The following is a 12,663-nucleotide window of genomic DNA, read 5'->3' as shown; positions in this document are numbered from 1 at the left end:
CATGGAATTCAATAAAATATCGGCTCAAATATTAGAGGCTATAACCGCAATTGTTGGCACCGGTAATGTTTTAACCAGCCGCGAAAGTCTCGAAAAGTACAGCCATGACGAAACCGAAGACCTGGTTTACTATCCGGAAGTTGTAGCCCGCCCGCAAACACCCGAAGAGGTTGCTGCATTGTTGAAAATATGTAACGAAAACCTGATCCCGGTAACACCGCGCGGAGCTGGTACTGGTTTAAGCGGTGGCGCCCTGCCGGTTAATGGCGGTTTGCTGATAGCCATGGAGCGTTTTAATAAAATCCTTGAAATTGATGAGCAAAACCTGCAGGCCACTGTTGAACCCGGCGTTATAACCGAAGAGTTTATGAACGCGGTGGCTGTAAAGGGTTTGTTATACCCCGTTGACCCAGCCAGTAAAGGCAGCTGTTTTATTGGAGGTAATGTATCTCATGGTTCAGGCGGGCCGCGGGTTGTTAAATACGGTACCATACGGGAGTATGTACTCAACTTACAGGTTGTTTTAACATCGGGCGAAATCATCTGGACGGGTGCAAATACGCTTAAATATGCATCAGGTTATAATTTAACCCAATTGATGATCGGTTCGGAAGGCACCCTGGGCATTGTTACCAAAATTGTGGTGAAGCTTATTCCGGCTCCAACTTTAGATGCTTTAATGCTTGCCTCGTTCCCAACCAATGAAATGGCTTGCGCAGCTGTTTCGGCTATATTCAGGGCAGGGATCATTCCATCTGCGCTGGAGTTTATGGAGCGAAGAGGAGTGGAGTGGGTTAAGGAGCATGATGACATTGCTTTTGATTTGCAGGATGGTATTGAAGCGTTTTTATTGATTGAAGTAGATGGTACTAACCAGGATGTGATTTTTACCGATTGCGAAAAAATAAATGCAGTACTTGAAGCGTTTAACTGCCGTGATGTGTTGTTTGCCGACTCGACTGCTCAAAAGGAAGAGCTTTGGCGTTTAAGGCGTACCATGGCAGTATCGGTAAAATCAAACTCGGTTTATAAAGAGGAGGATACCGTTGTGCCCCGCGCAGCACTGCCGCAGCTGATTAAAGGAATAAAAGAAACGGGTACCAAATATGGCTTTGAATCAGTTTGTTACGGCCATGCCGGCGATGGAAACCTGCATGTAAATATCATTAAGGCTAACATGAGCGATGAAGACTGGAATAACAAGCTCAAATCCGGTATCCAGGAAATATTTGAATTAACTGTATCGCTTGGCGGCACCTTGTCGGGTGAGCACGGCATTGGCCTGGTACAAAAAGAGTTTATGCCGATAAAATATTCGGAAATGCATTTTGCATTGTGGAAAGGAATCAAGCAAGTGTTTGATCCTAAAGGAATTTTGAACCCCGGGAAGATATTTTAGATTCCATATGCGCAAATTATAGATGTGCAAATGTGCACATCTATAATTTGCGCGTCAAAAATTCAATTCGTATTCAGAATTAACCTTGGTTCGTCGTAATTGATCATCCTGTGCCTTTCGGGAGATGGAATAGAAACGGATTTATTGGCCGAATAATCGTAGCTGATACAAACCGTTTTGCCGGTTGTTACAATTTCTTCGCCATTGGGGGTTATTTTTACCAATACATGCATCATATCAAAACTGCTGTTACCTATACGGATGGTACGTACATAGCAGGCAATATTATCCTGAACTGTAATGGGTTTAAGATAGTTGATCTCCGACCGGCCCAGGATAATGCCGGTATTGCTCCAGTCCCAGTTGATAATTTCCTTCCAATAACCAATCCGGGCTATTTCAAAATAAGTAAGATATACAGCGTTGTTTACGTGTCCAAATGAATCGATATCCGAAAAGCGGATGGGGATAAGGGTCTTATATTTATAATCTGTAAGTTTTTCAGTCATTTTCGGTCATTTTGTCTGCCTAAAATATTTCATAGTGACTTTTTGTCGTTTGATTTAGGCGATTTTGCTGTTGGTACAGCAGTTGATCAATAGGTTACGAAGTTAACAAAAAACAAAACTTTAGGAGGATATAAAAATGACATTAGTAAAATTTAACAACGGCCTTAAAAACACTTCAGCTAACCCATTTTTTAGCGATGTATTTGATTCACTGATCAATGATTCATTTTTAAGTGATAAACTAATTGCCCGTGTACCTGCAGTTAACATAGCGGAGACCGAAAATGAGTTTCATGTTGAACTGGCTGTGCCTGGTTTAAAGAAAGAAGATTTTAAAATCAATCTCGGCAAAAATGTATTAAGCGTAGCTGCAGAAAAGAAAGCCGAAAATGTTGAAGAAGGTAAGAAATTCAGCAAACGTGAATATAGCTACAATTCATTTGTAAGGTCATTCACACTACCTGAAAGTGCTGATCAATCAAAAATTGAAGCAGATTACGCCGATGGTATCCTGAAGCTTACTGTAGCAAAAAGAGAAGAAGCTAAATTTCAAACGAGAGAAATAGCTGTAAAATAATTAAAGACTGTTTTCATAAAGTAGTTAGTTTGGTTTGAAGGCCGCCCTGTTATGGGGCGGTCTTTTTTTTTGCAAAATAACCAGGCGGTGGTTGTAAGATAATTTAATTGCATTTTTATTGATTGCTAAAAATATTAGTATTTTTGATTTGGTATGAATGTAGACAGGATAACGGAAAAGCTTAATATTTTGGCCGATGCGGCTAAATATGATGTGTCATGTGCATCGAGCGGAAGTGACAGGAAAAATAAGGACAAGGGTTTGGGAAATGCCAGTAACGGAATTTGCCATAGCTATACGGAAGATGGGCGATGTGTTTCGTTGCTGAAGATCCTGCTTACCAATCATTGTATTTTTGATTGCGCTTATTGTGTGTCGCGGAAAAATAATGATATCAAACGGGCTGCCTTCACGGTGCAGGAAGTGGTTGACCTTACCATTAACTTTTATCGCCGCAATTACATTGAAGGCTTGTTTTTAAGCTCCGGTATTTTTAAAAATGCCGATTATACCATGGAGCGGTTAGTGCACGTAGCTAAAAAACTGCGGATTGAGCATAATTTTAACGGATACATCCACCTAAAATCAATCCCCGGTGCAAGTGAAGAGTTGATGCGCGAAGCCGGGTTGTATGCAGATAGGCTCAGCGTGAATTTAGAAATGCCAACCGAGGCCGGATTAAAGCTGCTGGCACCCGATAAAAACCGGCAGGACATGATCGACCCGATGCGTTTTTTGAACCAGGAGATCATCCGGAATACAGAAGAGAAAAAGCTTTTTAAAAATGCCCCTATGTTTGCACCTGCAGGGCAAAGTACTCAGGTAATTGTTGGCGCCACGCCCGAGAGCGATCAGCAGGTGCTGCAATCTGCTAATTATTTCTATAAGAATTTTAATTTAAAGCGGGTGTACTATTCGGGCTATGTACCTGTGCTGGCCGATAAGCGGTTACCCGCCCTTAATACCGCGGTGCCTATGGTGCGCGAAAACCGTCTTTACCAGGCCGACTGGCTCATGCGTTTTTATGGTTTTCATGTAAACGAGATCGTCAATAACCAAAATCCATTGCTTGATCTGGATATTGACCCCAAACTCAGCTGGGCTATCCGCAATATGCAGGCCTTTCCTATTGATATCAATAAGGCCGATCTGCAACTGATCCTCCGGGTACCGGGTATCGGTTTGTTATCGGCACAAAAAATTGTGGCTGCACGAAAGTTTGCCAGGCTGGGCTGGGAGCAGCTTAAAAAAATAGGAGTGGCCACTAACCGTGCGCGATACTTCATTACCTGCAAAAGCAATGAATTTGAACGGCGCGATTTGACGGGCCAAAACATTAAGCAGTTTATTATGGCCCAATCGCAAAGTAAGTACATTAAAAATACGCAAACCCAACTTAACCTGTTTTGACAATGAATACACTAATTTACGACGGAACGTTTGAGGGCTTGCTTACTGCTGTGTTTGAGATTTACGAGCGTAAACTGTATCCTGTAAAATTATTGAAGGGGGAGTGGCACACCAGTGCGTTGTTTGAGGAAGTAATTCCCATTGTTACTGACGAAGCGCGGGCCAGCCGGGTATTAAGGGGATTGCGTAAAAAGCTTTCCGCAGCCGGGGTGCAGCGCCTTTACATTAGCCACATGGCCGAAATTGCCGGCGAAGATTGCAATGTGCTTGGCTTTATCCGCCATGTTTTTGACAGTGACCAAAACATCGAAGAAGACTATGGCAATAAATATGTGATGCGCCTGTCGGAAATTTTGAAAATGGTGCGGCGCGAAAAACACAGGATGGAAGCCTTTGTCAGGTTTCAAAAACTGAATGATGGTACTTTTTATGCTGCTATCGAACCTGATTTTAATGTACTGCCCTTGTTAATTAAACACTTCAAAAGCCGGTACGCTGATCAAAAATGGATGATCTATGATATTACGAGAGCCTATGGCTTATATTATGACTTGCATGATACGCAATTCATTGAAATGGATTTTGCCGAATTAAATAAACCAGTTAATGTAATTGCCGCTTACAGTGAGGATGAAGGTATTTATCAAAACCTTTGGAAAAATTATTTTGCCAGCGTAAACATCGCTTCACGCAAAAATACCAGGCTTCATGTGCGCCATATTCCCAAGCGATATTGGCGGCATTTAACAGAGAAAATTTAACGTTTATGTGATTTTACGCATTTTTTCTTTTTCGATAGAAATGGTTTTTCATATCTTTTGTTAATAACGGACAATGTTAATAATGTAAACTGTATTTCAATAAATTACCTTAATTTATACTTAAGATAGAATGGAAGTTGATGTTGATAAGTGTTGATTTATTGTTGATAACCTGTTAATAAAAACAATCAAAAATATTTGCCAAATCACGGTAATGTCCCGATATTGAAATCATCAAGAACGACGTACTTTGACAGCCTTTCAGGAAAACAGAAATTGAATCGGGTGAACCTTCGGGGGGAACTAAAGATCAAGGGAAGTCCCTGAGTCACAAGAAAAAATGAAGAAGGCGAGAGTCTTTAGAAAAAAGAAAGTGATTAAAAGAGGTACCGGAATTAAGAAGAAGAACTCTACGGAGGGAAACAACAGAAACCGGTGACATTGAAAATAGTCGACCGCTCGTGAGAGCAACTGACGAAAATCATGTCGGTTATAGATACACAAAACTTGATGCTGTTGGGCAACTACGGTTAAGCAACAGTTTGGAAACGGGAGTTCAAATCGCAAGAGATGACTCCCGTTTTCGCTTTTACAGGTTTTTTTGTTTGAGGAGAAATTTTTCTTCAAACCTTAAAATCGTTATTTTAGGCGGATATGAAGGACGGCCAGCGTAACCAGAAGAAAATATTTGTTTTAGATACTTCTGTGATCCTGTATGATCACAACGCATTTCAAAACTTTCAGGAGCACGATGTTGCCATACCCATCCAGGTATTGGAGGAACTCGATAATAAAAAGAACGGCAACGATACCCGCAACTTTGAGGCCCGAAGCTTTATCCGGCTTATGGACGAGCTATCACACAACGGACTGATCAATGAATGGATCCCGCTTAACGGCAAAACTAAAGGCAGCTTTAAAGTTGCCATGGATACTAAAATTACCGGACAGGATGCCGAGCAGATTTTTGGTTCGGATAAAACAGATCACCGCATCCTGAATGCAGCCCTCGGTTTACAGGAAGAAAACCCCGGCAAAAAGGTAGTGCTGGTATCAAAAGATATATGCCTCCGCCTCAAAGCCAAAGCCCTTAACCTGCATGCCGAAGATTATGAAACAGGCAAGATCAAAAACCTGGAGGAGCTTTATACCGGTAAAACGGATGTGGATAAGGTAACAGAAAAGCTCATTATAACCCTGAATAAAAACGAAAATGTACCGGCCGAAAATTTAAAGATCACCTCGTACACCAACAACCACTTTTATGTATTAAAGGGTAAAAAGAGTGATACGGTAGGTTTTTATAATTCGCATAGTAAGCAGCTTGAAAAAGTTATAGAACAGCCAGTGCTTAACATTTTTCCGCGCAATATGGAGCAGTCATTTGCTATTCATGCTTTATTGCATCCTGATATTAAGCTGGTAACCATACAGGGTAATGCAGGCACCGGTAAAACGCTGCTGGCATTGGCAAGTGCGCTTGAACAGCGTAAATATTATCGCCAGATTTTTGTCACCCGTCCTATAGTTCCTTTAAGTAATAAGGATATCGGCTTTTTACCCGGCGATATCAAATCAAAGATTGACCCATATATGGCCCCGATATGGGATAACCTGAAATTTATAAAAGATCAGTTTGGTGATGACGAAAAAATGCAGGCCAAAATTGATGAACTGGTTAATAACGATAAAATCTCGATAGCGCCACTGGCTTTTATTCGCGGGCGTACGCTTAGCAAGATCTTCTTTATTGTTGATGAAGCACAAAACCTAACCCCGCACGAAGTGAAAACTATCATATCCAGGGCAGGTGAAAACAGTAAATTTGTATTTACAGGCGATATTTACCAGATAGATACCCCGTATCTCGACGCAGAAAGTAACGGACTGTCGTATTTAATAGATAAAGCCAAAGGGCATCCGCTTTACGCACATATCACCCTGCAAAAAGGGGAGAGGAGCGAGCTGGCCAATTTGGCTACCGAGCTGTTGTAGGGACCAGATTTACTAAATTTTACGCTTTTATAATTTCACCTTTTAATTCCCGGCATGCAAACACCGAGCGTAATACCCGCTTTTCAATCGGGATTAATTTTTTCAAACTTCATAAGCCTTTCCTGTGTATCTTTAGGAAATAAACTCCTATCTGCTTATGAAAATATCAAAATACCTGCATTCGTGCCTGCTTTTTGAACTGGATGGCTATCAATTACTGTTTGATCCGGGAAAGTTTTCTTTTGCCGAGGGCTTAGTTACACCGCAAATGTTCGGCGATGTAAAAAGTATTGTGATTACACATATCCACCCCGATCATTTCGATATCGACATTTTAAAAAGTATAGTTGAGTTAAGCGGAGCGGTGCTTATAACTAACTCGCAGGTAGGTAAGGAATTGGATAAGATCAATTTAAAATATACACTTCTTGAAGAAGGTACCCATCGCGCAGGGCCATTTAAACTCCAGGCATTCCCGGTAAGGCACGAGCTTATCATGGATAACCCACTGCCGCAAATGACGGGTTTCCTGATCAATAATAAAGTACTGCATCCGGTTGATTCGATGGAGGATAAGCTATTGAATTTTAAGGGAATTGAATTGCTAATTATGGTCACAATGGCGCCATTTGCCAATGAACCAACAATTTCGGCCTTTGCCGATGAATTGCACCCTAAACAGATCTTTCCGGTACATGACGGCTACGCAAAAGATTTCTTTATACTCCAGCGTTATGCCGCTTACAAAAAACATTTTGACAAGCAAGGAATCAAGTTTCATGAAATTTATAAAGTAGGAGATGGGGTTAGTATTTAGTCAGAAGCCTTGAGCCCCAAGTCTAAACCTGGACGATTAGAAACCACTATTGTAACGGCTCTAAACTTTAAACTTAAGGCTTACAACTTTTAAAACCGCCTGTATAAAAAGAAACCCCCGCCGAGAGGCGGGGGTTCTTTGCGGGCTCAGCCTCCTGCTAAGCCGACCCGCGTTAACCTTATCACAATGCTAAGGTGAGGATTAATAATGAAGAAAACATGAACATTAATTGCCGTTAATTTTTCATCTTAGCGAAAAACATACTTTTAGCTAATGCAGAAACCCGACAGCCTCATTTTTGATATGGACGGAACCCTTTGGGATGCCGTTGACACCTATGCCGAATCATGGAACCTGATATTCCAAAAACTTGATATTCAAAGAACTATTAAACGCGATGAGCTGCTGCACGTGATAGGTATGGACGGTAAAAAGCTTACCCGGGTAATGCTGCCCGAATTTGATGAGGAAAAGGGGATGGAGATCTATAATGCGGTAAATCAGGTAAGGCGCGAAATATTACCCACCAGCGGTGGTATTATGTACAAAGGAGTTACTGAAGGCCTGGAACAATTGGCAGGTAAATACAAGTTATTTGTATTAAGCAATTGTGCAGTGGGTATTATTCCACTGTTTTTAACATGGGCGGGCATTAATGAGGTTATTACGGATAGCATAGCTTATGGCACCAACCAGATGCCTAAAAATCACAATATGCATGTGCTCATGAATAAACACAATTTGCAGAGCCCCGTTTACATAGGTGATACTAATGGTGATGCTGAACAAACACGCCTTGCCGGTATACCGTTTGTATTTGTTAGCTATGGCTTTGGTAATACCGATGATTATGATAATAAGTTTGACGATTTTGAATCACTTACCCAATATTATTTGAGTTTGTAAGTTTAGTTTACATGAAAAGCGTATCACTGCTTATTTTATTTCTAACTACCCTGTGTGGCCCGGCATTAGGCCAGCATGCTACGGTTGAATCAGAACAGTGGATGACCGAAGATCTTGGTTACCTTTATTTTAATAGCGGCAAGGTTTATTTTAATTTGGATGGGTATAAGAAACACGAAAACAAATACAAAATAGAGCATGACACACTTAAAATAATTGATACCTATACTACCAGTGCAGATAATTTTAAACAACAGCATATTGATGTTTCTAACTTTATCATCAATTATTTCGATGGCAAAAAACTAACTATCAAAGCTGTTAATGATAATGCCATAAAATTAGCCGGTCGCCCTCCCTTACAGTTTAAAAATTATAAAGCCAGTTTCGATAGTGGGATTAAATTTTCAAAACTCCGTTTCCTGTCCTCAACCTGTTATGGCAATTGCCCTCAATTACTGATCAATATTTGGGCAGATGGCACTTATCGATTAAAAGGCGGCGAATTTGCAGATCCCTATAAAGGGGATTATGCCGGAAAGCTCACCAACCACCAACTTGACAGCCTGAACTATTGGCTGAAACATAGCGAATTAAAAAAGATGTACGATTGGAAGCAGGGCAGCCAGGTTACTGATGCCCCCAATTATTACCTGGATATTGATTTTGAAAATAATAAAGACAAACTTACGCTAACCACTAATGACCCGCCTTTCAATCTAACCGGTTTGGTGAACTTTTTAGTGGAGTCATTCAGAAAAGTAAATCTCACAAAAATTAAAGAGGGGGAGAAACAGGCAAACTAAAATAAAATGTTGAGCCTTCGCCTTCGGTACTCTCAACACCTATTTTGCCGTTGTGGCGCTGGATGATCTCGCTGGAGAGGTAAAGACCGATGCCAAATCCCGACACAGTCATTGTTTTATCACTATCTACCCGGTAAAAACGCTGAAACAGCTTCTTCTGGTCTTTAAGTTTAATACCCACTCCTAAATCAGTTACCGAAACGCTAATGTCGCAATCAGTTGTTTTGCTCATTATCGTAATCGTACTTCCTCGCGGAGAATACTTTGTAGCATTACTTAAAAAATTGCTTATAACCTGTCCAATCTTATCTCTATCGGCATACACATTTAATACGCCATGCGAGTCAAAATTTATGATGTGGCTGTTTAACGCCTGGGTAAATTCCGTTACCGTATCGCTAATTAACTCATTGATATCAAATTGCTCCGGTTTAACTGGCAGCTTGCCCGATTCCAGCCTCGAAAGATCAAGAAAGCCATGGATCAGGTCGGTCATTTTATTAATTTGCAAATTGGCTTTACTCAGCGCATTTATTACAAAACTATCATCGGTGTTAACAAGTTTTTTCGCCAGTATTTGAATATAAGATTTGATTGATGTAAGCGGTGTTTTAAGTTCATGGCTGGCCATCGCTATAAAGTCGTTTTTCCTGATCTCATCACTTTTACTTTCTGTAATATCAAGTACTGTTCCTAAAATACGCGCGCAGTTTTTCCCTTCGCCTGGTATTTGCTTTCCCCTGATGCTTATCCAGTGTAAAGAGCTGTCGGGCCAGATGATCCGCACATCATAACAGTAAATCCCGGTTTTAAAAGCTTCGTTAAAGGCGTTTACCACAGTTGCTTTATCGTCAGGATGTATCATGTTAAATACGTCGGTAGAGGTTAAAGCAGTATCGGCCGGGTATCCGAGCAGCTCAGCAAGTTGGGGGGAACAGTAGCGTTTCTCATCGTTCAGGTCCCAGTCAAAAGTGGCAAAACCAGTAGCTTCAGCAGCAAGGCGCAGGCGGTTCTCACTTTCCATAGCAGCCTGCCTGGCGTTCACTTCGGCTGTTATATCAACCACAACGTTCAAAATATAGGCTACCTTATTTCCGCAGGAAAATGGAATATTACTGCATGACCAAAAACGAACGTCGTAAGTTTGGGTATTGGCGTTGTAAACATTATACTTATAGTAGGGAATATCAACCTTAAGGCCCGTCTCGGCAACTTTAGTAAATACATGACGGGCGCTGGCAACGTCATCCGGATTGCTGTTACCATCCGGAAAAACCTCGAAGAAGCTTCTGCCTAAAATATTTTCACGAACGGATGAGGTGATTTTGAGATAGCCGTCACTCGCCGCCATGATGGTGAACCAGGGAGCATCAGCTTTAACCAATAAAGAGCCAGGCGAATTTTCAAAAATGACCTTGAAAATTTCATCGGGTAGTGTATGCTGTTGTTCCCGTATCATGACCTGTATTGTGATGTTAGCTGGTAAGTAAATTTAGTTAAAATACCATTTCATTTATTGAAGGTTTTGATATTCCTAATGGAGGCGAAAAAAGGGCTCTTATTATGATTCTCTTTGTGAGCCACAAAATATTTGCTTAGCTCTTAAGTTTTTGTAGATTAGTTAACAAATAACTATCTCTGATGAAAGCAAAAACAAAATTTATAATCGCCTTTATATTGCTGTTAATTGTGGCAGGCTTTTTTTATTATCGCTACTATTTTGTTTTTGGCGAGGGAACCAAGGCCGGCACCATGAACTATTTTGTAAAAAAAGGGTATGTTTTTAAAACCTATGAAGGCCGGTTAATTCAAAGCGGCATCCGCACGCAGGTAACAGGGGGCACAATTGGCTCAAATGAATTTATGTTTTCGGTAACCGATGAAAAGGTAGCTAAGCAACTAAGCAGTAATGCCGGTTCATTTTTAGAACTTCACTATAAAGAATACCTGCATACGCTGCCATGGCGGGGAGTAAGCGTTTTTATGGTTGATAGCATAGTTTCGGCAAAACCGCTTGCACCTGGTATGTAAATAAAAAATATTAAACTACAACCCGGTTAAGCATTAACCAGGTTGTAGTTTAACTCGCCATTTTGTTTGGTTATCTTTACCATGCCGCGGGCAAACAAATAATCAAGCACTTCAATTGTGTTTTTTTCGTGTGTAAAGCTATTTACTGCAGGCTCATACTCTCTTAACTTCCATGCTATATCAGCTGCTGTTGCCTGCTTTAACTGCGAAAGCGTATAAATTACCTTATCCTGTGTGCAGGTAGCCTTAGCGTATTGATCAGGCATGCGGCATGCCGAAAAAAATGATTGATTTGAATTGCTCATTTGCTCAATATAACAAAATTATGTTCATGCACTAACCGTATCTCTTAACGATTTAATAGTATCATGTGCTTTTTTTAAACCTTCCAAATGGTTATTAAGCAGGGTTACAACCTGCTCATCTTCCCATATCAGCTCCTTATCATCAAGTGCGGCCCGATAAGCTTTCTTAGCTATGTCTTCGCCGTACTCACAATCGGCCAGTATCCCGTGCCTGTCTTTATTAACAAAAACCGATTTTACATCCATCCAGGCATGGTAAAATTTGCCTGAAAGTGTAGTGCCATCTGCAGGGTCGCCGCCTAATACGTGAATGTATTCGCGTATTTCATTAACGTAGCTTTTGCTTTGATCAATATATTCATTAAAAAGTAAATTCAGACCCGTTTCTTCGGTTGCTTCATTAACTTTCTGATAACCGGCTATCCTGTCGTTATTTATTTTGATCAGATCATTCAATGCTGAAATCTGATGCTGTACATGCTGTAAAACTCCCATGGCTGTTATTGTTTTGTTTTAATAAATAACATTTCATATGGGTTAATGTTTTTGTATTTTAGTTAGATGAACTTCGGGGTATTAAGAAATATTTAGGTGACAATAATTCATCAATTTTAATAAAACATGTTAAACCAACGGGAAGAACCCGCGGCCGGATAAAACGGCTGCCATCAGGGTTCAACCCGAAGAGGGATAGGTACTTATTTAGCTGGTCAGTAGATCTTGTAGTTATCCAATACCCTGTTTTTGGGTAAAATGTGCCACCTTTTTCAGCAGCTCATCCATTTCAAATGGCTTGGCCAGGAAATCGTCGGCTCCGGCTATGATGGCCGATTCGCGTACATCACGACTGGCCGATATTATGATAACAGGTATGTTTTTGGTTAATTCGCCTTCTTTAAATCTTTTGCAGATATCGCGGCCGTCTTCGCCGCTCATCCATATATCCAGCAGCAACAGGTCGGGTAGTTCTTCCGCCATTCCCAGAACGGCAGCGCCATCCCTGGTTGCTGTTACCTTATACCCCTCAAATTCAAGCAGCATTTCTACCGCGTCAACAATGCCGGGGTCATCGTCCGCAATCATGATTTTTTTATTATTTGTATCCATTGTCGGCGTAAGGGCTTGGTTAAACCCTCTGAAATTAGTA

General features: G+C 40.9%; 14 protein-coding genes. 9 read left to right on the top strand and 5 right to left on the bottom strand.

What is annotated here, in order from left to right; genetic code table 11:
• The first annotated feature begins 1 nt into the window (after position 1).
• Entirely contained in the window at positions 2–1,399 is a 1,398-nt protein-coding gene (locus SNE26_RS10475; protein ID WP_321559310.1) for an FAD-linked oxidase C-terminal domain-containing protein, read from the top strand.
• 62 nt (positions 1,400–1,461) lie between these two features.
• On the opposite strand, the gene SNE26_RS10470 is transcribed toward SNE26_RS10475, so the two are convergent.
• Positions 1,462–1,908 (bottom strand): thioesterase family protein, encoded by a 447-nt coding sequence (locus tag SNE26_RS10470; RefSeq protein ID WP_321559309.1) that lies wholly within the window; start codon positions 1,906–1,908, stop codon positions 1,462–1,464.
• Between the two features lie 136 nt (positions 1,909–2,044).
• Between SNE26_RS10470 and SNE26_RS10465 the strand changes: the two genes are divergently transcribed.
• The 7 genes from SNE26_RS10465 (at position 2,045) to SNE26_RS10435 (ending at position 9,180) form a co-directional block, all read left to right on the top strand.
• Complete coding sequence (locus tag SNE26_RS10465) at positions 2,045–2,485, top strand: Hsp20/alpha crystallin family protein (protein WP_321559308.1); 441 nt, start codon at positions 2,045–2,047, stop codon at positions 2,483–2,485.
• 153 nt (positions 2,486–2,638) lie between these two features.
• Positions 2,639–3,895, top strand: a complete 1,257-nt coding sequence (locus SNE26_RS10460) for a putative DNA modification/repair radical SAM protein (RefSeq protein WP_321559307.1) — start codon at positions 2,639–2,641, stop codon at positions 3,893–3,895.
• Between the two features lie 2 nt (positions 3,896–3,897).
• Positions 3,898–4,656: a TIGR03915 family putative DNA repair protein gene (locus tag SNE26_RS10455; RefSeq protein ID WP_321559306.1), complete on the top strand. Its 759-nt coding sequence runs from the start codon at positions 3,898–3,900 to the stop codon at positions 4,654–4,656.
• Between the two features lie 654 nt (positions 4,657–5,310).
• A complete protein-coding gene (locus SNE26_RS10450) occupies positions 5,311–6,651 on the top strand; it encodes a PhoH family protein (protein WP_321559305.1) in 1,341 nt (446 codons plus the stop codon).
• A gap of 157 nt (positions 6,652–6,808) precedes the next feature.
• Positions 6,809–7,468, top strand: coding sequence for an MBL fold metallo-hydrolase (locus tag SNE26_RS10445; protein WP_321559304.1), 660 nt, complete (start codon positions 6,809–6,811; stop codon positions 7,466–7,468).
• 273 nt (positions 7,469–7,741) lie between these two features.
• Positions 7,742–8,374, top strand: a complete 633-nt coding sequence (locus SNE26_RS10440; RefSeq protein ID WP_321559303.1) for an HAD family hydrolase — start codon at positions 7,742–7,744, stop codon at positions 8,372–8,374.
• A gap of 11 nt (positions 8,375–8,385) precedes the next feature.
• Positions 8,386–9,180, top strand: a complete 795-nt coding sequence (locus tag SNE26_RS10435) for a DUF6438 domain-containing protein (protein WP_321559302.1) — start codon at positions 8,386–8,388, stop codon at positions 9,178–9,180.
• Here the strand turns inward: SNE26_RS10435 and SNE26_RS10430 are convergent.
• The gene (locus SNE26_RS10430; RefSeq protein ID WP_321559301.1) at positions 9,152–10,639 is read right to left on the bottom strand and encodes an ATP-binding protein; all 1,488 of its coding nucleotides are present in this window, start codon (positions 10,637–10,639) and stop codon (positions 9,152–9,154) included. The genes SNE26_RS10435 and SNE26_RS10430 overlap by 29 nt on opposite strands.
• Before the next feature lie 182 nt (positions 10,640–10,821).
• On the opposite strand from SNE26_RS10430, the gene SNE26_RS10425 reads away from it, so the two are divergent.
• Positions 10,822–11,211 (top strand): hypothetical protein, encoded by a 390-nt coding sequence (locus SNE26_RS10425; protein ID WP_321559300.1) that lies wholly within the window; start codon positions 10,822–10,824, stop codon positions 11,209–11,211.
• Between the two features lie 26 nt (positions 11,212–11,237).
• Here SNE26_RS10425 and SNE26_RS10420 read toward each other — a convergent pair whose 3' ends face one another.
• The 3 genes from SNE26_RS10420 to SNE26_RS10410 form a co-directional block, all read right to left on the bottom strand.
• Positions 11,238–11,516, bottom strand: a complete 279-nt coding sequence (locus tag SNE26_RS10420; protein ID WP_321559299.1) for a hypothetical protein — start codon at positions 11,514–11,516, stop codon at positions 11,238–11,240.
• Positions 11,517–11,540: 24 nt separating this feature from the next.
• Positions 11,541–12,011 carry a PA2169 family four-helix-bundle protein gene (locus SNE26_RS10415; protein WP_321559298.1) on the bottom strand — a complete coding sequence of 157 codons (471 nt, stop codon included), beginning with the start codon at positions 12,009–12,011 and terminating at the stop codon, positions 11,541–11,543.
• Between the two features lie 231 nt (positions 12,012–12,242).
• Positions 12,243–12,599 (bottom strand): response regulator, encoded by a 357-nt coding sequence (locus SNE26_RS10410; protein WP_321559297.1) that lies wholly within the window; start codon positions 12,597–12,599, stop codon positions 12,243–12,245.
• Positions 12,600–12,663 lie beyond the last annotated feature (64 nt).

Source organism: Mucilaginibacter sp. cycad4 (assembly GCF_034263275.1).
GTDB lineage: Bacteria > Bacteroidota > Bacteroidia > Sphingobacteriales > Sphingobacteriaceae > Mucilaginibacter.
The sequence above is the reverse complement of the archived record's forward strand: the minus strand, read 5'-3'. Positions and strand labels throughout refer to the sequence as shown.